This window comes from Diaphorobacter sp. JS3051, from assembly GCF_015832135.1.
Lineage (GTDB): Bacteria > Pseudomonadota > Gammaproteobacteria > Burkholderiales > Burkholderiaceae_C > Diaphorobacter > Diaphorobacter nitroreducens.
In genome coordinates this window covers 918,026-940,351 of the sequence record NZ_CP065406.1, presented here as the reverse complement: position 1 = coordinate 940,351, position 22,326 = coordinate 918,026, and the positions used below count along the sequence as shown (strand labels likewise).

The window sequence follows — 22,326 nt, the reverse complement described above, 5'->3', positions numbered from 1 at the left end:
AGAATGATCGCGTCTTTACCCTGGATACGCAAGATGAACTCAAATCCCTGCTTTGCGAGGCCGCCCGAGCGCGCCGTCAGTGGCCCGCCGTGGCTCGGTTTGTCCGTGCTGTTGCTCGCCGGTTTCGTCACGATCTTCGACCTGTTCGTGGTCAACGTGGCCATCCCCAGCATGCAGGCCGGGCTGGGCGCGAGCTTCGCGCAGATCGGTTTCATCGTGGCCGGCTATGAGCTGGCCTTCGGTGTGCTGCTGATTACCGGCGGCCGGCTGGGCGACTTGTTCGGGCGTCGCCGGCTGTTCATCGTCGGCATGGCGGGCTTCACCTTCGCCTCGGCCTTGTGCGGACTGGCGCCCAGCGCCGGTTTCCTGATCGGCGCGCGGGTGTTGCAGGGGCTGGCGGCCGCCTTGCTGTTCCCGCAGGTCTATGCGTCCATCCGGGTCAACTTCGACGGCGACGACAGCCGCCGTGCCTTCGGCCTACTGGGCATGACGCTGGGCCTGGCCGCTATCGCCGGGCAGGTGCTGGGCGGCTGGCTGGTGCATGCCGACCTGTTTGGGCTGGGCTGGCGCAGCATCTTCCTCATCAACGTACCGATTGGCCTGTTCGCCATCGCCGCCGCACGGTGCGTTCCCGAGTCGCGCGCGCCGCAGCGCCCGGCGCTGGACTGGACGGGCGTGGCACTGGTCAGCGCCGGGCTGGCGTTGCTGCTAGTGCCGCTGATCGAGGGGCCGGGCCAAGACTGGCCGGCATGGAGCCTGGGGTCGCTGGGCGTGGCGACGGCGCTGCTCATGCTGTTCTACCGGCAGCAGGAGCAGCGGCGGATTGCCGGTGGCTTGCCGCTGGTGGACATGCGCCTGCTGGCGCAGCGCCGTTTCGCGCTGGGCGCGGTGCTGGTGCTGCTGGTCTATTCCACGTCCAGTTCCTTCTTCTTGTGTTTCGCGCTGCTGGTGCAGACGGGGCTGGGCCTCGATCCCTTCGTGGCGGGCAGCATCTTCGCACCGTGCAGTGTGGGCTTCGTCGCGGCATCGCTGGCAGCGCCTCGGCTGGTTGCCCGCTGGGGAACCGCCGCCATCGTCAGCGGGGCGCTGGTCTATGCCGCTTCGATCGGCCTGCTGATCGCCCAGGTGCAAGCCGCGGGCGCGGAACTGGTGCCCATGCGGCTGATCCCCGTTCTGGTCGTGGTCGGTGCCGGCCAAGGCTTCATCATGACGCCGCTGCTGAACCTGGTGCTGGGCTTTGTCGATGAAGCGCAGGCTGGCATGGCTTCGGGCGTGATCTCGACCGTGCAGCAGGTCGGCGCCGCGCTAGGCGTGGCCGTGGTCGGCATCCTGTTCGGTGCGGCGCTGGCCGCAGGCGATGACGCGGTGGCGCAAGCAGGCCAATACGCTTCCGCCTTCGTCGTCGGAATGCTCTACAACCTCGGTGCCGCTCTGCTGGTCTGCATCCTGTTGCTGATGCTGGCAAGAACACAGCGGTCGGCAGGCTGACAGGGGAAGGTGCGCGATGGAACTCCGGCATCTTCGTTGCTTCCTGGCTGTTGCCGAAGAACTCCACTTCGCACGCGCGGCGGAAAAGCTACACATGGAGCAGTCGCCCCTATCGCGCACCATCAAGGAACTGGAAGAAGACCTGGGCGAACAGTTGTTCGTCCGCACCAGCCGCAGCACGCGCCTGACGCGAGCGGGCAAGCTGTTTCTGGAGCATGTGCCGCGCGTGTTCTCGGCCTTGCAGCAGGCACGCGACAGCGTGAAGGCGGCGGCCAATGGTTTCCACGGACAGTTGCGCATTGCACTGTCCGATGGCATCACGCCGTCACGGTTGCCGGCCTTGTTGGCGATGTGCAGACAGGAGGAGCCCGAGGTCGATATTCGGCTGTTCCAAGTACCGCTGGCGCAGCAGATCAAAGGACTGCAAGACGACCTGTACGACGTGGGCTTTGCACAGTCGGATGAGGTCGGTGAAGGCATCACCGCCGAAGCAGTCTGGAACGATCCGCTGATGGTGGCCGTCCCGGCGCGCCATCATCTGCTCAAGCACAAGCGGATTCCGCTGGATGAAGTGCTGCAGTTTCCGCTGGTGCTATGCGATCCGCAGGCGTGCGAGGGGCATGCGCGCCAGGTCGATCGGTTGCTGCGCCATGCCGACCGGGAACCCCTGATCGCCGAGCGCGTCGCCTCGTTCGAGCTGATGATGGTGGTCGTATCAGCCGGCTTCGCCCTGGGCCTGGCCGGTGCGCCACATATCGCGGCAAGCCAGGAATCTGGTGTGGTGGCCCGGCCCCTGGCTGGACGCTCGCCCCTGCTGACGACCTACCTGCTGCGCCCGGAAGGCGAGCCTTCGGAAACGCTCGCCCGCTTCATCGAACGGGTGCCGGCCATCGACCTGCCTGAAGGCGCGAGGCCCGCGCCGCCACCTGAACCTGATCCGCAGGAGTACACCCCGCCATGAAACGCATTGCACCACTGCTATTGATCACCGCGCTCACGGCCTGCGGCCAATCCGAGACGCCCAAGCCGGCCAACGTGCCGACCGTGGACGAGCTGGCCGCCGATCCAGCGCGGTTGAAGGAACTGCGCCAGCAATGCAAGACCGACCGTGCGACGCTGGGAGACGTGCTCTGCAACCGGGTGGCCGAGGCCACGCGCAAGCGGTTCTATGGCGATGGCAAGACACCCTACACGCCATCGGAGACGCCACCGAAGTTCTGAAGTTTCGGCGCTGCGAGAACTCTTAGCTTGGCTTGCTGCGTCTCTCACGCGCCCAGGACGCGGTTCAACCGAGCACGAAGACAAGCACGTAGAACACCAGCAAGCTCGCTAGAACCGCAACGACCATTTGCCTGACGAAGAAGGCGATGACGACCGCGCACAGGCTGCCCCACAGGTAGGGGTTGTCGGGAAACGAGCGGAGCGCGCCGTTGTCCATCAGGATGATGGGGCCGCAGATGGCCGTCAGCAGGCACGGGGCCGAGTATTTCAGGGCGTCATGCAGCAGTTTCGGAATCCGCACGGGCAGCCGCGGTTCAAGGAACACGTAGCGATTGGCGAACACGATGGCGGCAAGCGCCAGCAGCAGCGTCCAGCTCATGGCCGCACCTGCGTCATCCGGGCCACCGCGACGGAGAACGCCATGCCACACAGTCCCGCGATCACGATGCCGCCCTCGACATGGCCGTAGACAAGCAGCATGGACAGCAGCAGCGACACGGCGACGCCCGACAATGTGCTCTTGTCCTTGACCATCGGCACGACGATGGTGGCGAAGGTGGCGATGATGGAGAAATCGAGGTGGTAACGATCCAGGTCGGGAATGGACGACGCCATGACGATGCCCGCGACGCTGAACGCCACCCAGCCGAGGTAGAAGGCTAGGCCCGCGCCCAGCAGGTAGCTGACGGATAGCTCGCGCGTGCTGTCTTTCGTGCTGCTCAGGGCGAACAGTTCATCGGTCAGCAGGAAGCCGATCGGAAGCCGGTAACGCGCTTGCAGGCGGGAGACGAAGCCGCGCAACGACAGGGCATAGATGAAGTGCTGGGACGTAATCAGGAACACCGAGATCACGATCGTCAGGACATTGGCGCCCGACACCAGCAAACCCAGCGTGACCAGTTGCGCGGCGCCGGCGAAGACGATGGCGGACATGCCGACGCTCTGCCACACGCTCAGGCCGGACTGGATGGCCATCGAGCCGGCCAACAGGCCCCACGGCACCACGGCCAGGCAAAGCGGCAGCATCTCCACGACGCCTTGGAAAAATTGTTGCCTTCGCTGCGATGCGCGCAGGGGCGGTGTATGCGGTGCGGCCGAATCGTCCATCGTCTGCCTGGTCAGGTCTGAAACAAACTGACCGGGGACTTTAGTGGCACGCGGCGATGGCGTCTTGAACGATCTTGCCGTATCGAGGCCGAGCCTACTGGCGTGAAATCCCGCGCACGAACTCGCCGGGTGTCACGCCCAGCGACTTCTTGAAATGGCGGCTGAAATGGCTTTGGTCAGTGAAGCCGCAGGCCATCGAAACCGCCGCGATGGGACTGCCGTGCAGCAGCATGTCCTTGGCCTTGCGCAGTCGCGCCTGGACGAGATAGACATGCGGCGGAATCCCGGCCACCGCCTTGAACTGCCGCAAGAAGTGCCACGGGCTAAGACCGGCCATGTCCGCCAGTTCGATCAGGGAAAAGTCATGTTCAGGGCTGCTATCCATCCGCTGCCTGACATTGGCGATCTGCGTCGTCGCGCAGGGCAAGGCTCGTGGCGGGCGGCGCGTCTTGCCGTGGCGCAGCCGCAGCCAGGTCAGCGACGACAGCAGTAGCGTTTCCTTGAGCAGCGTGTCCCCCGGACGGGCAAGCAGGTCGAACGTCATGCGCAGTTGCTGCGCCAGGCCGGGGTCGTGCAGCACCGCATCAGGAAACCAGGGGATTGTCCCCGCCGCGCTCTGCATGTCCCTGGAGATCGCAAAGAACAGGTCGGGATGGGGATAGATCGCCCGATAGGCCCAGCCACCTTCCATTTCCGAACTGCCGGTATGCACGTCGTCGGCATTGACCAGGATGATGTCGCCCTTCGGTGCCACGTGCTCCGCGCCGGAGCGATAGAAGCGTTGGGCACCTTCCTCGATGACGCCGATGCAGAACGTCTCGTGGACGTGCCGGGAGAACCGCTGCTGGTGGTAGCGCGCTTCCAGCATGTCCAGCCCGCCGAGCATGTCGAGGCGCTGGTATCGGGTGCGCTCCCGTGTCTTGGCCTTGTCTGTCATGGCCGTATCCGCCTTCATTGTTCTTTGTACGAAATTGCGCTCCACACGGCACCGCAATACCTAATTGCAACCACTTTGCCGTCAGCATAAGGCAACTATCCGGCTTGCGGGATTTCAACCTCGCGTGGACGTTGCTTGGTTTCCAGCAATCCCCATCGGGCTGATCGGATGGAAATTTCGCCGCCAATGTTCCCGTCGCGTCACAAGGCGCCCTTACTCGCGGCGATTTACTCAGGTACGACGATTCACGAATCGTTGCTTTTTTCATCATCTTGCTTCCGATAACAGTCTTTGACCGGCACTGACCCGGCACTGATCCTCGCGCTATGCGGCACGTCCTTGTGCCGCTTCGGAACGAGGAAAAGCGCAGGAACATCGGAGGCCAGTCAATGCAAGCTCAGGGCGTGCTGTTTGGGCAGATCGCCGCCGTCTTCGGCATCGTGATCGCCGGCGTATGGAGTGCAACGCAATGGACAGCCGCCGCCCTGGGCTATCAAGTACGCCTTGGCTCGCCGTGGTTCGATTTCTTCGGCACGCCGGTCTATCACCCCTGGCGGCTGTTCGAGTGGTGGTTCTTCTTCGATGCCTATGCGCCGCATGTCTTCGACATAGGCGGGGCCATCGCAGGCGGCAGCGGCCTGCTGGCCGTGGTCGTCGCCATCGCCATGTCGGTGTGGCGCTCGCGGCAATCGCGCATGGTCACGACCTACGGTTCGGCGCGCTGGGCGACTGACGAGGAAATCAAGCACGCCGGTTTGACACAGGCCGCAGGCGTCTTCCTGGGCCGGATGCTGGGCAGGCTCCGCTACTACCTGCGGCACCTCGGCCCCGAACACATCATCGCGTTTGCTCCCACGCGCACCGGCAAGGGGGTCAGCATGGTGATCCCGACGCTGCTTTCCTGGCTTTCGTCGGTAGTCATTCACGACATCAAGGGCGAGAACTGGAAGCTGACCGCCGGCTGGCGCTCGCTGTTCTCGCATTGCCTGCTGTTCAACCCCACTGACCCGGCATCCGCCGCCTACAACCCACTGCTGGAAGTGCGACGCGGTGTGCATGAAGTCCGCGACGTGCAAAACATTGCGGATATCTTGGTCGATCCCGAAGGCGCGTTGGAGAAACGCAACCATTGGGAGAAGACCAGCCATGCACTGCTGGTCGGCGCGATCCTGCATGTGCTCTATGCAGGCGAAGACAAGACGCTGCGCGGCGTCGCCAACTTCCTGTCCGACCCGGCTTGTCCCTTCGAGCTGACGTTGCACCGGATGATGACGACGAAGCACTTAGGCGATACACCGCACCCGGTTGTCGCATCCGCCGCGCGGGAAGTGCTGAACAAGTCGGACAACGAGCGGTCGGGTGTGCTGTCCACCGCCATGTCGTTCTTGGGCCTCTACCGCGACCCCACGGTAGCCGCAGTCACGTCGCGCTGCGACTGGCGCATCGCTGATCTGATTTCCGCTGAACGGCCAGTGTCGTTGTACCTGGTGGTGCCGCCTTCGGACATAAGCCGCACCAAGCCACTCGTGCGCCTGATCCTCAACCAGATCGGCCGCCGGCTCACCGAGTCCCTTGATGGTTCCGATGGCATCGAGCGCAAGCGCGAATTGCTGCTGATGCTCGATGAGTTCCCTGCACTCGGCCGGCTGGATTTCTTTGAGACGGCGCTCGCCTTTATGGCTGGCTACGGCATCCGCAGCTTCCTCATCGCGCAATCGCTCAACCAGATCGAAAAGGCTTACGGCCCGAACAATTCCATTTTGGAAAACTGCCATGTGCGGGTGGCGTATGCCACCAATGACGAGCGCACGGCCAAGCGCATTTCCGAAATGCTCGGCACTGCCACCGAGCTGCGCGCGCAGCGCAACTATGCCGGGCACAGATTGGCCCCCTGGCTCGGGCATCTCATGGTGTCGCGTCAAGAGATGGCTCGACCGCTGTTGACGCCGGGCGAAGTCATGCAGCTTCCACCCGACGAGGCGGTGGTAATGATCTCCGGCCATCCGCCGATCAAGGCGCGGAAGCTGCGCTACTACGAGGACGAGAACTTCACCCGGCGCGTACTGCCGCCGCCTGCGCTCGCGGCCGGACGCTATGCCGATGTGCCGCCGGCCCGCCCTGACGATTGGAGCGACCTGGCGATTCCCGCCGTACCCGCCACTCCGGCCATGTCATCCACCGATGACCTTGGCGGTGCCGATGACGGCGGCCCGCGCCGCCAGCCCGAACTCTCCGAAACCGTCGCCTACGACCCCCTGCCGGACGCGCACGCGACCGACCTGGCGCTGCTCGATGACGACGACCTACCGCTGCCGCTTCCCGGCCAGCTCGACCCCGCGATGCAGCGCACAGCCCGGCTGGCATCGCTGAACCCCAACGACGGAATCGACTTATGAGCCAATACCGCCTCAATCTGTTCATCCAGCACGAACACGTCAAACGCCTCGACGAACTGGCCGCCAAGAAAGGCGTCTCGAAGTCCAGCATCGTTGCCGCCGCGCTGGCGTCCTGGCTATCGCCCGACGCTGACGATCAGCGCGAGGCCGCCATCGCTAAGCGGCTGGATCGCCTGTCACGGCAGGCCGAGCGCCTGGAGCGCGACCAGAACATCCAGATCGAAACACTGGCGTTGTTCATCCGCTACTTCCTGACCGTCAGCACGCCGGTTCCCGAAGCGCATCAAGATGCGGCCCGCGCACAGGGCAAAGCGCGCTTTGAGCAGTTCGTCGAACAGCTCGGCCGCCACTTGCTGCGCGGTCGGAGCCTGGTGCGCGACGTGGTGGAAGAACTGCACCCCGACCCGATGCGGATGGATGACGCGGCGGCGCAGGCCGAAGGCCATGAACGCGCTGCGGAGCGTGCCTCATGAGCGCCGTCCCGAAGACCCAGCCCGAACCCCATTCGTCCGCCGCAACCTCGCTGGATCGTCGTATCCAGATGCTGCGCACGGCAATGGGGCCGCTGATCGCCTCCGCGCTGGAAGACCCGGACGTGGTGGAGATCATGCTCAACCCCGACCGCACCCTGTGGGTGGATCGGCTTTCGTCGGGCCGCGCGCCGCTGGGCGCGGAGCTGCCCGAGGCCGATGGCGAACGCATCATCCGGCTGGTGGCCGCGCATGTCGGTGCGGAAGTGCATCGCGGCCAGCCGCTGCTGACCGCCGAGTTGCCCGAAACCGGCGAACGGTTCGAGGGCATTCTGCCGCCGGCCGCACCCGGCCCGGCCTTCGCGCTGCGCAAGCGGGCCGTGAGCATCATCGGCCTGGATCTCTACGTCAGCGACGGCATCCTGACCGCAAGCCAAGCGGACTTCCTGCGCCGCGCCGTGCGCGAGCGCCAGAACATCCTGATCGCAGGCGCGACCAGCAGCGGCAAAACCACGCTCGCCAATGCCTTGCTGGCTGAGATTGCCGCCTCCGGTGACCGCGTGCTGGTGCTCGAAGACACCATCGAGCTGCAATGCGCCGCCCGCGACCATGTGCCGCTGCGCACCCGCGCTGGCGTCGTGTCGATGACCGAGCTGGTGCGCGCCACGATGCGCCTGCGGCCCGACCGCGTGATCGTCGGCGAGGTGCGCGGCGGCGAAGCCCTCGACCTCATCAAAGTGTGGGGCACCGGCCATCCCGGCGGTATCGCAACGATCCACGCCGGTTCCGCGCTGGGCGCACTGCTGCGCCTCGAACAGTTGATTCTCGAAGTCGCGGTGAATCCGCCGCGTGCGCTGATCGCCGAGGCGGTCAATGTCGTCATCCACATCGCCGGACGTGGCCGCAAGCGCCGCGTCGGAAGCATCGCCCGTGTCGTCGGCTTCGACGGCGTGGGCTATCGCCTGGCGGACGCGCTGGAAACGCCGTTTCCCGAGCTGCCGCCGGTTCCTCTTGCAGCCAATGCCGCTGCGCCTCCCCGTCCCTTGACCAACCTGGAGAACTGCCATGACGCAGATGCACGCTCACGCTTTCCGTACTTCCGTAAATCCGGCCTCAATCCTTGCGCGCCTGCGGCGACTGGCCGGCCCCGCGCATCACGGCCTGCTGCTGGCCGCCGTCATGTTGATGACGGCGGGCACGGCGAAGGCATCCGGTTCCTCGATGCCGTGGGAAGGCCCGCTGCAATCCATTCTGGAGTCGATCCAGGGGCCGGTGGCCCGCATCGTCGCCGTCATCATCATCATCGCCACGGGCCTGGCGCTCGCTTTCGGTGACACGTCGGGGGGCTTTCGCAAGCTGATCCAGATCGTGTTCGGGTTGAGCATCGCGTTTGCCGCGTCCTCGTTCTTCCTGTCGTTCTTCAGCTTCTCCGGCGGGGCCGTCGTATGAGCACGGCCAACGATCTTCCGGGCTTCGAGGTGCCACTGCATCGCTCGCTGACCGAACCGATCCTCATGGGCGGTGCGCCACGAACGGTCGCCATTGCGAACGGCACGCTGGCCGCCGCCGTCGGGCTGGGCCTGCAACTCTGGATTCCTGGCGTGGTGCTCTGGATCGTTGGCCACTCGCTGGCCGTGTGGGGCGCGCGTGTCGATCCGCAGTTCATGCAGGTCTTCGCCCGACACATCAAGCACAAGCCGCTGCTGGACGTGTGAGGGGGATGCCATGCTGAACCTTGCCGAATACCGTCAGCGGCCCGCGCTGCTGGCCGACTGGCTGCCCTGGGCCGGGCTGATCGCGCCGGGCGTGGTGCTGAACAAGGATGGTTCGTTTCAGCGCACGGTGCGCTTTCGCGGGCCGGATCTGGACAGCGCTACACAAGGCGAGCTGATCGCCACGTCGGCGCGGCTCAACAATGCGCTGCGCCGCCTGGGTTCGGGCTGGGCGCTGTTCATCGAAGCCGAGCGCCGGCCGGCAGCGGACTACCCGCATTCGGACTTCCCCGAACCGCTGTCGTGGCTGGTGGACGAGGAACGCCGCGCCGCCTTCGAGGAATCGGGCAACCACTTCGAGAGCGGCTATCACCTGACGCTGGTGTACCTGCCGCCGGAGGAATCCCGCGCCCGCGCCGCCAAGCTGCTCTACGAGCACGCACCCGGCGACGGCGTGGACTGGCGAGGCCGACTCGATGCCTTCGTGGCGGAAACCGATCGGGTCTTTGACCTGCTCGATGGCGTGATGCCGGAGATCGCATGGCTGGACGACAGCCAGACGCTGACCTACCTGCACGCCACGGTGTCCACGCGGCGCTACCGCGTCGGCGTGCCCGAAGTGCCGTTTCACCTCGACGCGCTACTGGCCGATTCCGCCTTGGTCGGCGGCCTCGCGCCGATGCTGGGCGACCAGCATCTGCGCGTGGTGTCGGTGCGGGGCTTTCCGACCTCGACCTGGCCGGGCCTGCTGGACGACCTCAACCGCCTGGGCTTTGCCTATCGCTGGTCAACCCGGTTCCTCTGCCTCGACAAAGCCGAGGCGGAAAAGGAGTTGGGCCGCCTGCGCCGCCAGTGGTTCGCCAAGCGCAAGAACGTGGTGGCGCTGCTGCGCGAAACCATCTTCCAGCAGGAAAGCCCGCTGGTCGATACCGACGCCAGCAACAAAGCGGCCGATGCCGATGCCGCCTTGCAGGAGCTGGGCAGCGATCAAGTCGCCTTCGGCTACCTCACCGCCACGGTGACGGTGCTCGACGCCGACCCGGCCGCTGCCGATGAAAAGCTGCGCATGGTGGAACGTGTGATTCAGGGCCGCGGCTTCGTCACCATCCCCGAAACGCTCAATGCCGTGGATGCGTGGCTGTCGTCCATCCCTGGCAACGCCTATGCCAACGTGCGCCAGCCCATCGTCTCGACGCTGAACCTGGCGCACATGATGCCGGTGTCTGCCGTGTGGGCCGGCCCCGAGCGCAACAAGCATCTGGATGGCCCGCCGCTGATCGTCACGCGCACCGATGGCGCGACGCCGTTCCGGCTGGTGGCGCACATCGGCGACGTGGGGCACACGATGATCGTCGGCCCGACCGGCATGGGCAAGTCGGTCTTGGTCGCCATGATGGCCATGCAGTTCCGCCGCTATCGCGGCTCGCGTGTCTTTGTCTTTGACGTAGGGCGATCCATACGCGCCGCTACCTTGGGCCTGGGTGGCGAGCACTACGACCTCAGTGCGGATGGCGAGATTGCCTTTCAGCCGCTGGCCCGCATCGACCGCGAGGGCTACCGCACCTGGGCCGCCGAATGGATCGAAGGGCGCTTGCTGCACGAAGGCGTGACCGTCGGCCCCGACGAGAAGGCTGCCATCTGGTCGGCGCTCGGCAGCCTGGCCGGTGCGCCCGTGGAGCAGCGCACGCTGACCGGCCTGTCCGTCCTGCTGCAATCGAACGTGCTGCGCCAGGCGCTCGCGCCCTATGTCCTCGGTGGCGCGCACGGCAAGTTGCTGGATGCAGACCACGACCGGCTGGGTAGCGCGGATGTGCAGTGCTTCGAGATGGAAGAACTCATGCACAGCAAGGCCGCCGTGCTGGCCGTTCTGAACTACCTCTTTGCCTGCCTGGAAGAACGATTCGATGGCTCGCCAACGATGCTTTTTCTTGGGGAGGCGTGGGTCTTTCTGGACGATCCCATATTCGCGGCCCGGCTTCGGCAGTGGCTCAAGACCTTGCGGAAAAAGCAGGTTTCCGTCGTCTTCGATACGCAGTCGCTCGCCGACGTCAAAGAGTCATCCATCGCACCGGCGGTCATCGAAAGCTGCGCGAGCAGGATTTTCTTACCTAACCCGCAGGCCACCGAGCCGCAGATTCGCACGATCTACGAGGGCTTCGGCCTCAACAGCCGGCAGATCGAAATCATCGCCACTGCGCAGCCCAAGCGCGACTACTACTACCAATCTCGCCTTGGCAATCGCCTGTTCGACCTCGACCTGGGGCCGGCCGCGCTCGCCTTTGCCGGGGCATCCACACCACAAGACCAACGCGACATCGACCGCGTACTGACGCAGGCCGGCGCCCCCGGCTTCGCCGGCGCGTGGCTGCGCCATCGCGGCCTTGATTGGGCCGCCGACCTGCTGCCGTCCTCGCCGGCAGCGGCTTCTTTCCTTTCCCAACCACGACAGGAGAACCTGCCATGAAGACCCGTGTGCTTTCCGTAACGCTGGCCGCCGCGCTGGCCGGCTCGCTGATGCTCGCCCAGCCGGCGGCGGCACTCACCTTCGTTGATCCCGTCAACTTGGTGCAGAACACGCTGACCGCCATCCGCACGCTGGAGCAGATCAACAACCAGATCAATCAGCTCCAGAACGAAGCCCAGATGCTGATGAACCAGGCGCGCAACCTGGCGAATCTGGACTTCAACATCGTCAACCGGCTGCGCTCGACGCTCGCCACCACCGAGCGCCTGATCGCCGAAGCGCAGGGGCTGGCCTACGACGTGACGAACATGGATCGGGAGTTCGCACGTCTGTACCCCGAGCAATACGCCGCAACCGTCAGTGGCGATCAGATGTTCCGCGATGCGCAGGAGCGTTGGAAAAACACGCTCAACGGCCTGCACACCGCGATGCGGATGCAAGCCCAGGTGTCGCAGAACCTGGCGCAAGACGAAAGCGCGCTGGCCGATCTGGTCAGCCAGAGCCAGTCCGCCACCGGCGCGCTGCAAGCGATGCAGGCGACGAACCAGCTTCTCGCCTTGCAGGCCAAGCAGTCCATCCAGGCCCAGCAGCTCCAGATCACGCAAGACCGGGCGGCCTCGCTGGAACTGGCGCGGCAGGCGGCGGCCACCGAGCGCGCCCGCGAAGTGCGGCGGCGCTTCCTCGGCACCGGCACGCCGTACACGCCGCAGTCCGTCAACTTCTACAACAACTGACAGGAGGCGGCCATGCGATGCGTTCACGTCCTGCCGGTTTCGTTGCTGGCCGTGCTGCTGACCGCTTGCGGCCAGTCGTCCGACCAACAAAGGGCCGAAGACCTGGCCGCCACCTTGGCCGCCGATCCCGTGCGACTCAAGGCGCTGCGCGCCCAATGCGCAACCGACCGGCAAGCCGCAGGCGAAGACGCCTGCCGCGCCGCCGCCGAAGCCTTCCGGCGGCGCTTCTTCGCCGGCCAGACCGGGCCGGACGAATACCGGACGCTGGCCGAACTGCCACCGATCCCGCCGAGCTTCGACACACCCACTGACGACGCGCCAGAAGGCGATGCGCCGCTCGCGGCTACGGAGGACACGCCATGAACGACGTGACCATCATTGACCGTTTTCTCGATACCTTCTCGCGCTACATCGACTCGGGCTTCGGGTTGCTGCATGGCGAAGTGGCGTTCCTGACCGCCACGCTGATCGTCATCGACATGACCATCGCGGGCCTGTATTGGGCCATGAGCCATGCGACTGGCCAAGGCGAGGACGTGATCGCCAAGCTCCTGCGCAAGGTGCTTTACGTGGGTGCCTTCGCCTACATCATCAACAACTTCAACTGGCTGGCCGGCATCGTCTTCCGGTCGTTTGCCGGCCTGGGCCTGACGGCCACCGGCTCGACGTTGAGCATGGATAACTTCCTGAAACCGGGCCGGCTGGCGAAGACCGGCATCGACGCAGGCGCGCCGATCTTGGAGCAGATCGGCGACATGGCTGGCTTTCCCGAAGTGTTCGTGAACCTCGACCCCATCGTGGTGCTGTTCCTCGCTTGGCTGGTGGTGATCCTGTGCTTCTTCGTGCTGGCGGTGCAGCTTTTCATCACGCTGATCGAGTTCAAGCTGACGACGCTCGCCGGCTTCGTCCTGATCCCATTCGCACTCTGGAACAAGACGAGCTTCCTGGCGGAAAAGGTACTCGGCAACGTGGTGTCGTCAGGCATCAAGGTCTTGGTGCTGGCCGTCATCGTCGGCATCGGATCGGGCCTGTTCACGGAGTTCCAGGTTCACCCCGACGAGCCATCCATCGACCACGCGCTGGTCGTGATGCTGGCCTCGCTCGCCTTGCTGGCGCTCGGCATCTTCGGCCCCGGCATCGCCACGGGCCTCGTGTCCGGTGCGCCGCAACTCGGCGCGGGCGCGATGGCCGGCGCGGCGGTTGGTGCTGTCGGTACTGGCGTTGCCGTTGGCGCCGCCGCGACTGGCGTGGGCGGTGCCGTCATGGCCGGGGCACGCATGGCCCCGGCTGCCGCCAAGCTGGCCGGCGTAGGTGCACGCGCCGCCACGTCGGCGGCTGGTAGTGCCCGATCGGCATTCCAGGCCGGTTCCGCCGCTGCGGGCGGCGGGGCCAAGGGCGCGGCGGCTGGCCTTGGGAATGTCGCCAAGACCGGCGCGCAGGCCGCAGGGCGCCGCGCCGCGTCCGGCGCTTCCGCCGCCGGGCAGAAGGTGGCCGATTCCTTCCGGGCTGGCTGGAACGGCACCGATGCCAGCGCCGGCGCTGCCGGTTCCGGCCAGGCCGCCGCAGGCGAAGGCGCGGACGGCACCGCCAGCGCGCCCAAGCAAGAGCAACCCGCCTGGGCCAAGCGGATGCACCGCCGCCAGCAGATCACCCATGCCGCGACCACCGCCGCCCACACGCTGCGCGGTGGCGACGGCGGCGGCCCGGGGCAAGGCCCGAGCCTGCGCGATTCCGATACCTGACCACCAAGGAGAACACCCATGCGATTCAAACGCCCGCAGGTGCGCTACGCCGATACGCCGCAGCCTGCCACCCCATATCAATCCGCCGCCCAGGTGTGGGACGACCGCATCGGCTCGGCCCGCGTGCAGGCGAAGAACTGGCGGCTGATGGCCTTCGGCTGCCTGGTGCTTGCGCTGCTGATGGCCGGCGGTCTGGTGTGGCGTTCCGCGCAGTCCATCGTGACGCCTTACGTCATCGAGGTCGATCAGGCCGGACAGGTACGCGCCGTGGGCGAAGCCGCCACGCCGTACCGGCCAGGCGATGCGCAGATCGCACACCACTTGGCGCGCTTTGTGACGATGGTTCGCTCGCTGTCCGTCGATCCCATCGTTGTGCGGCAGAACTGGCTGGATGCCTACGACTACACCACCGACAAGGGCGCGGCCGTGCTCAACGACTACGCCCGCACCAATGACCCATTCGCGCGCATCGGCAAGGAGTCGGTGACGGTGCAGATCACCAGCGTGGTTCGCGCCAGCGACACGTCGTTCAACGTGCGCTGGACGGAACGCCGCTACGTCAACGGCGCAGCCGCCGGCCTGGAGCGGTGGACGGCCGTGGTGTCCATCGTGCTGCAAACCCCACGCACCGAAGAACGCCTGCGCCGCAACCCCTTGGGCATCTACGTCAATGGCCTGGCGTGGAGCCGCGAACTGGATTCTTCCGAAGGAGCCAAGCCATGAACCTGCCTTTCCGCTTTTACGCTTTCGTGCTGACGCTTGCAGCCCTGTCAGGCTGCGCCACGCAAGGCAAGCCGCCGCCGGCCATCTCACTCGATGAGCCGGTTCAGGCCCAGCCGCTGCCCGAACCGCCCGTGCCGGTGGAAGTCGTCGCCGTCCCCGAGCCGCTGGCGCTGCCTGCGCAGTTGAAGCCGCTGCCGGAGGCTGATGCGGCCCCGGCCGCGCCGGAGCCGGCCGATGAGAAGGTGCGCGTTTCGCGCGCCAATGCCGAGGCGCGCATCGCGCCCACGCGCGAGGGCTACGTCAATGCGATTCAGGTGTGGCCCTTCACCGATGGCGCGCTCTATCAGGTCTATGCCGCGCCGGGGCGCGTGACCGTGGTTTCGCTCCAGCCGGGCGAGGAACTGGTGACGGTCGCCGCAGGCGATACCGTGCGCTGGATCGTGGGCGACACGTCCAGCGGCAGCGGCGACGCGCTGCGCGTCAATGTGCTGGTCAAGCCCATCCGATCGGGCCTGAAAACCAATCTGGTCATCACCACCAGCCGTCGCACCTATCTGCTGGAGCTGACCTCGACGGAAAAGGCGTGGATGGCCTCGGTGTCCTGGGACTATCCGAAAGACCGGATGCTGGCCTTGCAGCGCCAGTCGCAGGCGGCCAGCGCCGCCGCGCCAGTCGATACTGGCTTGTCGCTGGAGAAGATCCGCTTCCGCTACGCGGTCAGCGGCAGCAATCCGCCGTGGAAGCCGCTGCGCGCCTTCGATGACGGCGAGAAGGTCTATATCCAGTTCCCGCCGGGCATCGCCCAGGGCGAGCTGCCGCCGCTGTTCGTGATCGGGCCGGAAGGTGACGGGCAATTGGTGAACTACCGCTTCCGCCCGCCGTACTACATCGTGGATCGGCTGTTCGGCGCGGCTGAACTGCGCCTGGGCGGCGATGGTGGCGACGTGGTACGCATCGAGCGCACCGATGGCGTCGTATCAAGGAGTGGGAGGAACTGACCATGAGCCAGGACGACACTCCCGACCTCACTGCGTCGCAGGCGACGGGCAAGGTCGCGCCCGAGGCGGTGGCGCTGCGCGCCCAACCGCACCCGGTCACGCGGCTGAACCGGCGCACGCTGGCCATCCTCGCAGGCACCCTGTCGGTCGCCGTGCTTGGCGCGCTGATGTGGTCGCTGCAACCGCAGCGGCGCGGAACCAGCGAGCAGACCGAGCTTTACAACGTGGATCGCGTGTCGAAGTCGGAAGGACTGGATGCGCTGCCGACGGACTACTCGAAGCTGCCGCCCGCCGTTCCCGAGCTGGGGCCGCCGCTACCGGGCGATCTTGGCCCGGCCATCGTGAAGTCGCAGCAGCCGGTGACGGCCGCCTACGCGGCCCCTGGCCATGATCCCAACGACGCGCTGCGCAAGGAAGCCGAAGCGGCCGCAGCATCGTCGGTGTTCTTCCGCTCGGGTTCGCAGCAGGCCGCGCCGGTGGCGCAGACGCAGGTGGCCGCCGCGCCGGGCTTCGCCGCCAATGCGGCGTTCGACCCACTGGCGGCTGGCCCGGCCTCGACGGCGGCCCAGCCTGCCGACCCGACCGCCGTACAGAACCGGCAAGACCAGAAAGAGGCGTTCTTGAAAGGCGGTTCCACGGAAACCCGTAATTCCGGCAATCTGACCCTGCCGGCTTCGCCTTATCAGGTCATGGCCGGAACGGTGATCGCAGGCGCCTTGGTGACGGGCATCAAGTCGGACTTGCCGGGCGACGTGATCGCCACGGTGACGGAGCCGGTCTATGACACGGCCACCGGCAAGTTCCTGCTGATCCCGCAGGGCGCGCGCATCCTCGGGCGCTACAACAGCCAGGTCAGCTACGGGCAGAGCCGCGTGCAGGTGGTGTGGAACCGGGTCATCCTGCCCGACACGTCATCGCTGACGCTCGACAACCTGGCCGGCACCGACCCGGCCGGCTATGCCGGCCTGGAAGACGATGTGGACTGGCATTGGGATCGCATCTTTGCCGGCGCGGCGCTGACGACGCTGTTGGGCATTGGTGCCGAGTTGGCCGCGCCGGAGAACCGGCAGGACGGTGATCGCGTCATCATCGCCGGGCGCGACAGCGCGCAGGACAGCATCAATCAGGTCGGCCAGGAGATGACCCGGCGCAACCTCAACATCCAGCCCACCTTGACCCAGCGCCCCGGCTTGCCGGTACGCATCATCGTCAACCGCGATCTGGTGCTGCGGCCGTACCAGCCGCTGTTCTTTAACCGGGGGACTTCACGATGAGCACCACCAAAAAGCTGCGGCTGGGGCCGCTGCCAAAGATGGAATCCACGAAGCTGACCTTTGCCTGCCCAGCCGGACTGAAAGCCGACCTCGACCGCTACGCCGCGCTGCACGCGCAGACCTATGGCGAAGCGGTCGATGCGGCGACGCTGATCCCGCACATGCTGGAAGCCTTCATGGCCGGCGATAGAGGGTTCCGCCGTGGGGCGGCAACGCAGCAGCGCCCCGCGAAGACCGGCTCGGCCATTGTCAGTCCCGAAGGCCGTGCCCCATGAAACGGCCTTGGCCTGCGCGGCGGGCCGCCTCGACCAGCGCCGCACTGGCGGCGCTGTCCTCGCGGGCGAAGGCGTAGAAGCGCGCCGCCGGCAGTTCGGGCAGACCGTCTTCGCTGCCCAGCACGCGCAAAGCGTCGCTGCGCTGGCTGTCGGCGATGACGGTAATGGCAAAGCCCGACCGCGCCGCCGACAGGCAACCGGCCATGCTGCTGCTTTCGAAGACAATGCGCCAAGCCTGATCTGTTTTGCCCAGTGCCGTGACGGCGGACTCACGATAGACGCACGGCTCGGGGAAGACCGCCAGCGGCAGCGGCTGGCCCGCCGGCAAGGACTGATCCGCCGCATAGGCCCAGACCAGCGGTTCTTCCCACAACAACGTGCCGCTGCCCTCGACGCGGCTGCATTGCTTGCCGAAGACAAGATCCAGGCGGCCGCGCTCCTGCTGGCGCAGCAGGTCGGCGGTGATGCCGACCTTCAGTTCGACCGTTGCGTCGGGGTGCCACTGGCGAAAGCGGTGCAGCACCTGGGGCAGCCAGGCGCCGGCAAAGTCTTCCGATGCACCGATGCGCAGTTTTCCGCGTAGCGGTGTACCCCGCAGCTTGGCGCGGGCCTCGCGCTCCAGATCGAGGATGTTGCGGCCGTAGGCGTACAGGGTGTCGCCTGCCTGGGTCAGCTCCAGGCGGCGCGTGGTGCGCGCCAGCAGGCTGGCGCCGGCAATCTGCTCCAGCCGCCGCATGTGCCCACTGACGGCCGAGGGCGTCAGCGCTAGGCGCTCGGCGGCCGCGGCGAAGCTGCCGCTGTCCACGATTTCAAGGAACGTGCGCAGCAGCACGGTGTCCAGCGGTGTGCCATCGGCGGCGGGCGAAGCAGTGTCCATTCGATCATTAAATGCAAAAAGTCATTAATAGACGATGATTATTCGCTAATCGAACAGTGTCGTCCAGCTACGCTGGGTCATCCACCATGACAAGGGACGACACCATGAACGCCTACCAGCATGCCTTAACCGACCGCCTGGACATTGCCTATCTCGAATGGAATCCGCAGGGCGACCGAACCGCCATACTGCTGCACGGCTGGCCGGACAGCCCTGAGTGTTGGAAGGCCGTGGCACCCGTGCTGGCCGAAGCCGGCTACCGCGTGCTGGCGCCGGCGTTGCGCGGTTTCGCGCCGATCCGGTTCCGCGATGCCGCCACGCCACGCAGCGGCCAGTTGTCCGCGCTGGGGCGCGATCTGCTGGGCTTCATCGACGTGCTGGGGCTGGAGCGCCCGGCACTGATCGGCCATGACTGGGGCGCGCGGGCCGCCGCCAATGCCTGCGGCCTGCGCGAAGGTGCGGCCTCGCACCTGGTGATGTTGTCGGTCGGATACGGCACCAACGACCCGAACCAGCCGCTGTCCTTGGCGCAGGCGCGCAACTACTGGTATCACTGGTACATGGCCACGCCGCGCGGCGAGCGCGTGGTACGGGAAGAACGCGAGGCGTTCGCCCGGCAGATGTGGGACACCTGGGCGCCGACCGGCTGGTATGACCCGGCCGACTTCGACGAGGCAGCGCGGGCGTTCCAGGGCGAGGACTGGGCCGAGATCGTGTTGCACTCTTACCGCCACCGCTGGGGCTTCGCCGAGGGCGACCCGGCCTACGCGGAGGACGAGGCGCACCTGAACCCCGCGCCCGTCCTGGCCGTGCCGACCCTGGTGCTGCACGGCGGGGTCGATACCTGCAACCACCCCGACAGTTCCAAGGGACGGGAAGCGTTCTTCACGGGCCGCTACGAGCGGCAGGTGCTCGATGGCGTCGGGCACTTCCCGCAGCGGGAAGCGCCGCAGGTGGTCGCTGATGCGGTTTCGCGGTTCTGCGCGTCGGTGTAAGTGCCGATGGGCCGCTGCGCCGACCCCTGAAATGCAGAACCCGCCATCGCTGGCGGGTTTTGTTCGTCTGATCGGCGCTGGCTCAGGCGTCCGGCGCTTCGACCATGACCGGGCAATGCCGATCCTTGCGCGGAATCCGCGCTGCGGCTTCCAGGCGGGCTTCCATCGCCGCATCCACGGCCGGGATGCCCTTGAGCGAGAACTTGAAGACGCGACCAGCAGAAGCCGCTTTGTCAGGCGCTGCGGTCGGCTTGCGTTGTGCGCGGGTCTTGGTCATGAGGAACCACCTCTCTGGAGAAGGGGCGAATGCAATGTACCTGCGGCCGTTCAGAGCACGGCTTCCAGGCCCTTGCGCTCGATGATGTCCAGCAGCTTTTGCGACGGGCCGCTGGGGCGTTTGTCGCCCACTTCCCACTTGCGGACGGTGGACGCGCTGGTGTTGAGCACCGAGGCCAGCACGGCCTGGCTCAGTTGCAGGCGCTCGCGCAGCGCCTTGATCCTGGCGGCATCGTAGTCCTGCACCGGCTCCAGGCACAGCAGGTCGTACTTCTGCATCTTGCGCTTGTCGATGAACCCCAAGCGGTGCAGGTCGCGGGCGCCTTCATGCACCGCTTCCAGAATGCGGCTCTTGGGTTGGGCTTTTTCAGTCATCGGTGATCTCCAGCAAAGTGCCGTCGGCAGCGGCGGCATCCAGTTGTGCGGCCGTGCGCTCCAACAAATCGGCGGCGTAGTCCTGCAAGGCTTGCAGTTCGGCGTCGCTGATGTTGTCCCGCTCGTTCTTCTCAAACCCGAAGACGAAGAACCAGCGGTTGCCCTTGTTGGTGGCGACGAGCGTTCTCACTCCGCCGCGCTTGCCGCGCCCGGCCAATCCGATACGTTTCTTCACCACGCCACCGCCGAGATCAGCGTCGATCAGCCCGGCGTCCATTTCAAGGACAGCCTTGCGCAGATCAGAATCGCCCAATGCCGTCTTGCGCATCCACCGCTGGAAGTGACGGGTTTTGAAGATGTGCATCTCTGTCCTCACTATACCACTCAGTGGCATGACTTGTCCATGAAGGGATGGATGCTGCCAGATCGCTAGGCAGGCTCGTTTGCCGTGGCAGGTACGGCCCGCCCAGGCATGCCCAGTGGAACGAAGCCGGTCAGTTCAAGCGGCGCGGGCGTCCATCCGCAAATGAAGGAAGGATGCCGCAGGCAAGCGCGGCCGGAAACTCGCTGGAGCGTGTTCCGGCGTAGCATCCGCTCGTTCTCGGCTGCGCGAATTGTCGTATCGGTGATACGACAATTCGGGGCCGGGCGAGGACGGGAAATGTCGTGTCGCCGTCACGACATTTCCCGGTATGGCCTGGGCCGGCATCACGCGGCTTCCAGCTTTTCCAGCAGTTCGGGCGAACGCTTGAGCAACTTGAACAGTTCGGCCAGCGCCTGCGGCAGTTCCGTCGCTTCCTCGGCCTTCGTGGGCGCGGCCTGCTGGCCGCTGGCGATCAACTTGCGCAGCTTCGCCACCACGTCGCTGGCCTCGCGCTCGGCCTTGTCCTCGGTGTGGACGTAGTTCATGAACGTCGCCACGGTTTTCTGCGCGGTCAGCGCCATGCCCACCTTGATCGGGATGCCGGAATTGGCAATGTCGGTGGCCGAGCGGTGGCGGATGCCGTGGGTGCCGACGTGCTCCAGACCGGCGCGCTGGGCGATGACGCACCACGCATGGTAGTAAACGCCCTTGGACATGGGCCGCTTGTGATTGCGTGCGGCGGTGATGACATAGGGCGAATCCTCGTAGCGCGTGGCATTGGACAGCAACCGGTGCGCTTCCTCGCTCATGGGCTTGGACATGGGGCCGGTCTTGCTGTCGGGCCAGTTGACGCGGCGGTTCTCGAAGTCGATCCAGTCCCATTGCAGGTACAGGATTTCCGACATGCGCGCCGCGAACTCGAATTGCAGACGGATCGCCAACATGGTTTCGGGGCGGATGGTGCGCTGGATCTCCGCTTGATCGAGGTAGGCGAACAGCTTGACCATTTCCTCGTCGGTGATGAGCCGGGAATGGCCCCGCTCGGGAAGTCCCTTGATGTGGCGGCACGGGTTCGAGCCTTCGGGCCGGTAGCCCCACACTTCGGACAGGTTGAACATCACCCGCAGCAGCGAGTAGGTGCGATTGCCGCAGGTCGGGATGTGTTCCATCTTCTTCATCATCGCGGCAATGTCGGCGCGCTTGACCTCGGAGACTTTGAGCTTGCCGAGCTTCGGGATGATGTGGTTGTCGATATAGGTCTGATAGGTCTTCTGCGAAGACTTCTTGTTGTGCCGCTTCGAGTGGTCTTCCATGAAGCGCGTGCATAGCTCCTTCATGGTCGGCACCTTGCGCGCCTCGGTCTTGGCCGCGCTAGGGTCGCGGCCCTGGCGGACTTCCGCCAGCCAGTTCTGCGCCTTGCTGCGGGCCTGCTCGACGGTCAATTCGCCGAACAGGCCGAGCGAGGGCTTGCGGCGATCGCCGGCATTGGTGCGGTACTGGAGCATGAACACCTTGCGCCCGGCCGGCGTGACCTTGCAGAGAAAGCCGGGCACGAGGGTGTCGCGCAGTTCAACGTCGTGGGCTTCGGGTTCCGCCGAATCGACCACGGATTTGGTGAGCTTGATCTTGGCCATGAGAAGTCCTCGGGATGACCGATTCCAGGGGCCAAGTAGGAGCCTGGCGACGGGGAATCAGGTCGGGTTGCAGAAGGCACCGGGATATGGTGAATCCGCTTCATCCCTAGGAAAACTCGCTGCGGCGAGGGCTGGCGTAGTCCCGCGTATCTCGGTGCGGAACATATGTTCAAACTGTTCGACCGCCGCTATTACCAAAGCCTCTCCGGCCCGCAGTGGAACAACCGCTACGGGGAACCGAGAAGCGTCATGCTGACACTGCGA

General features: G+C 65.8%; 24 protein-coding genes and 1 pseudogene. 17 read left to right on the top strand and 8 right to left on the bottom strand.

The window, feature by feature from the left end:
• The first annotated feature begins 33 nt into the window (after window positions 1–33).
• Genes I3K84_RS04470 through I3K84_RS04460 form a run of 3 tightly spaced genes read left to right on the top strand, consistent with a single transcriptional unit; the run spans window position 34 to window position 2,709 of the window.
• The gene (locus I3K84_RS04470; protein WP_054440860.1) at window positions 34–1,488 is read left to right on the top strand and encodes an MFS transporter; all 1,455 of its coding nucleotides are present in this window, start codon (window positions 34–36) and stop codon (window positions 1,486–1,488) included.
• Window positions 1,489–1,504: 16 nt separating this feature from the next.
• The gene (locus I3K84_RS04465; RefSeq protein ID WP_054440862.1) at window positions 1,505–2,449 is read left to right on the top strand and encodes a LysR family transcriptional regulator; all 945 of its coding nucleotides are present in this window, start codon (window positions 1,505–1,507) and stop codon (window positions 2,447–2,449) included.
• A complete protein-coding gene (locus tag I3K84_RS04460; protein ID WP_054440864.1) occupies window positions 2,446–2,709 on the top strand; it encodes an EexN family lipoprotein in 264 nt (87 codons plus the stop codon). Before I3K84_RS04465 ends, I3K84_RS04460 begins: the two co-directional genes overlap by 4 nt.
• Window positions 2,710–2,773: 64 nt before the next feature.
• Here the strand turns inward: I3K84_RS04460 and I3K84_RS04455 are convergent, their stop codons facing one another.
• The 3 genes from I3K84_RS04455 to I3K84_RS04445 all read right to left on the bottom strand — a co-directional run bounded on the left by I3K84_RS04455 (window position 2,774) and on the right by I3K84_RS04445 (window position 4,753).
• A complete protein-coding gene (locus I3K84_RS04455) occupies window positions 2,774–3,088 on the bottom strand; it encodes an AzlD domain-containing protein (RefSeq protein WP_054440866.1) in 315 nt (104 codons plus the stop codon).
• The gene (locus I3K84_RS04450; protein ID WP_054440869.1) at window positions 3,085–3,816 is read right to left on the bottom strand and encodes an AzlC family ABC transporter permease; all 732 of its coding nucleotides are present in this window, start codon (window positions 3,814–3,816) and stop codon (window positions 3,085–3,087) included. The genes I3K84_RS04455 and I3K84_RS04450 overlap by 4 nt, the downstream gene beginning before the upstream one ends.
• Before the next feature lie 94 nt (window positions 3,817–3,910).
• Window positions 3,911–4,753, bottom strand: coding sequence for an AraC family transcriptional regulator (locus I3K84_RS04445; protein ID WP_124148198.1), 843 nt, complete (start codon window positions 4,751–4,753; stop codon window positions 3,911–3,913).
• A 389-nt stretch (window positions 4,754–5,142) separates the two neighbouring features.
• Here I3K84_RS04445 and I3K84_RS04440 point away from each other — a divergent pair, with 389 nt between their 5' ends.
• The 13 genes and pseudogenes from I3K84_RS04440 to I3K84_RS04380 all read left to right on the top strand — a co-directional run bounded on the left by I3K84_RS04440 (window position 5,143) and on the right by I3K84_RS04380 (window position 17,541).
• Entirely contained in the window at window positions 5,143–7,149 is a 2,007-nt protein-coding gene (locus tag I3K84_RS04440; RefSeq protein WP_124148197.1) for a conjugal transfer protein TraG, read from the top strand.
• Window positions 7,146–7,622, top strand: coding sequence for a ribbon-helix-helix protein, CopG family (locus tag I3K84_RS04435; protein WP_054440873.1), 477 nt, complete (start codon window positions 7,146–7,148; stop codon window positions 7,620–7,622). Before I3K84_RS04440 ends, I3K84_RS04435 begins: the two co-directional genes overlap by 4 nt.
• Window positions 7,619–8,688, top strand: a pseudogene (gene trbB / locus I3K84_RS04430) (P-type conjugative transfer ATPase TrbB). Before I3K84_RS04435 ends, trbB begins: the two are co-directional and overlap by 4 nt.
• Window positions 8,685–9,068 (top strand): TrbC/VirB2 family protein, encoded by a 384-nt coding sequence (locus I3K84_RS04425; protein ID WP_054440875.1) that lies wholly within the window; start codon window positions 8,685–8,687, stop codon window positions 9,066–9,068. Before trbB ends, I3K84_RS04425 begins: the two are co-directional and overlap by 4 nt.
• A complete protein-coding gene (locus tag I3K84_RS04420) occupies window positions 9,065–9,334 on the top strand; it encodes a VirB3 family type IV secretion system protein (RefSeq protein WP_032956449.1) in 270 nt (89 codons plus the stop codon). The genes I3K84_RS04425 and I3K84_RS04420 overlap by 4 nt, the downstream gene beginning before the upstream one ends.
• 10 nt (window positions 9,335–9,344) lie before the next feature.
• Window positions 9,345–11,795, top strand: coding sequence for a conjugal transfer protein TrbE (trbE, locus tag I3K84_RS04415; protein ID WP_196995590.1), 2,451 nt, complete (start codon window positions 9,345–9,347; stop codon window positions 11,793–11,795).
• Window positions 11,792–12,529 (top strand): P-type conjugative transfer protein TrbJ, encoded by a 738-nt coding sequence (gene trbJ / locus I3K84_RS04410; protein WP_054440878.1) that lies wholly within the window; start codon window positions 11,792–11,794, stop codon window positions 12,527–12,529. Before trbE ends, trbJ begins: the two co-directional genes overlap by 4 nt.
• 12 nt (window positions 12,530–12,541) lie before the next feature.
• Window positions 12,542–12,892, top strand: a complete 351-nt coding sequence (locus I3K84_RS04405) for a hypothetical protein (protein WP_196995589.1) — start codon at window positions 12,542–12,544, stop codon at window positions 12,890–12,892.
• Window positions 12,889–14,271: a P-type conjugative transfer protein TrbL gene (gene trbL, locus I3K84_RS04400; RefSeq protein WP_196995588.1), complete on the top strand. Its 1,383-nt coding sequence runs from the start codon at window positions 12,889–12,891 to the stop codon at window positions 14,269–14,271. Before I3K84_RS04405 ends, trbL begins: the two co-directional genes overlap by 4 nt.
• A gap of 18 nt (window positions 14,272–14,289) precedes the next feature.
• Entirely contained in the window at window positions 14,290–14,994 is a 705-nt protein-coding gene (gene trbF / locus I3K84_RS04395) for a conjugal transfer protein TrbF (protein WP_196995587.1), read from the top strand.
• Window positions 14,991–15,992 (top strand): P-type conjugative transfer protein TrbG, encoded by a 1,002-nt coding sequence (gene trbG, locus I3K84_RS04390; protein ID WP_054440886.1) that lies wholly within the window; start codon window positions 14,991–14,993, stop codon window positions 15,990–15,992. Before trbF ends, trbG begins: the two co-directional genes overlap by 4 nt.
• 2 nt (window positions 15,993–15,994) lie before the next feature.
• The gene (locus I3K84_RS04385) at window positions 15,995–17,266 is read left to right on the top strand and encodes a TrbI/VirB10 family protein (RefSeq protein ID WP_054440889.1); all 1,272 of its coding nucleotides are present in this window, start codon (window positions 15,995–15,997) and stop codon (window positions 17,264–17,266) included.
• A complete protein-coding gene (locus I3K84_RS04380) occupies window positions 17,263–17,541 on the top strand; it encodes a DUF2274 domain-containing protein (RefSeq protein WP_052158454.1) in 279 nt (92 codons plus the stop codon). The genes I3K84_RS04385 and I3K84_RS04380 overlap by 4 nt, the downstream gene beginning before the upstream one ends.
• Here I3K84_RS04380 and I3K84_RS04375 read toward each other — a convergent pair.
• The gene (locus I3K84_RS04375) at window positions 17,516–18,418 is read right to left on the bottom strand and encodes a LysR substrate-binding domain-containing protein (protein ID WP_043156087.1); all 903 of its coding nucleotides are present in this window, start codon (window positions 18,416–18,418) and stop codon (window positions 17,516–17,518) included. The two genes, I3K84_RS04380 and I3K84_RS04375, sit on opposite strands and share 26 nt — an antisense overlap.
• Window positions 18,419–18,522: 104 nt before the next feature.
• On the opposite strand from I3K84_RS04375, the gene I3K84_RS04370 reads away from it, so the two are divergent.
• Window positions 18,523–19,413, top strand: coding sequence for an alpha/beta fold hydrolase (locus I3K84_RS04370; protein WP_043156088.1), 891 nt, complete (start codon window positions 18,523–18,525; stop codon window positions 19,411–19,413).
• 82 nt (window positions 19,414–19,495) lie between these two features.
• Here the strand turns inward: I3K84_RS04370 and I3K84_RS04365 are convergent, their stop codons facing one another.
• The 4 genes from I3K84_RS04365 to I3K84_RS04350 form a co-directional block, all read right to left on the bottom strand.
• Complete coding sequence (locus tag I3K84_RS04365; protein ID WP_043156090.1) at window positions 19,496–19,690, bottom strand: hypothetical protein; 195 nt, start codon at window positions 19,688–19,690, stop codon at window positions 19,496–19,498.
• 50 nt (window positions 19,691–19,740) lie between these two features.
• The gene (locus I3K84_RS04360; protein ID WP_043156092.1) at window positions 19,741–20,064 is read right to left on the bottom strand and encodes a DNA-binding transcriptional regulator; all 324 of its coding nucleotides are present in this window, start codon (window positions 20,062–20,064) and stop codon (window positions 19,741–19,743) included.
• On the bottom strand, window positions 20,057–20,428 hold the full coding sequence (locus tag I3K84_RS04355; protein WP_043156093.1) for a type II toxin-antitoxin system RelE/ParE family toxin: 372 nt from the start codon (window positions 20,426–20,428) through the stop codon (window positions 20,057–20,059). The genes I3K84_RS04360 and I3K84_RS04355 overlap by 8 nt, the downstream gene beginning before the upstream one ends.
• A gap of 344 nt (window positions 20,429–20,772) precedes the next feature.
• Window positions 20,773–22,062, bottom strand: a complete 1,290-nt coding sequence (locus tag I3K84_RS04350) for a site-specific integrase (RefSeq protein ID WP_079388661.1) — start codon at window positions 22,060–22,062, stop codon at window positions 20,773–20,775.
• Window positions 22,063–22,326 lie beyond the last annotated feature (264 nt).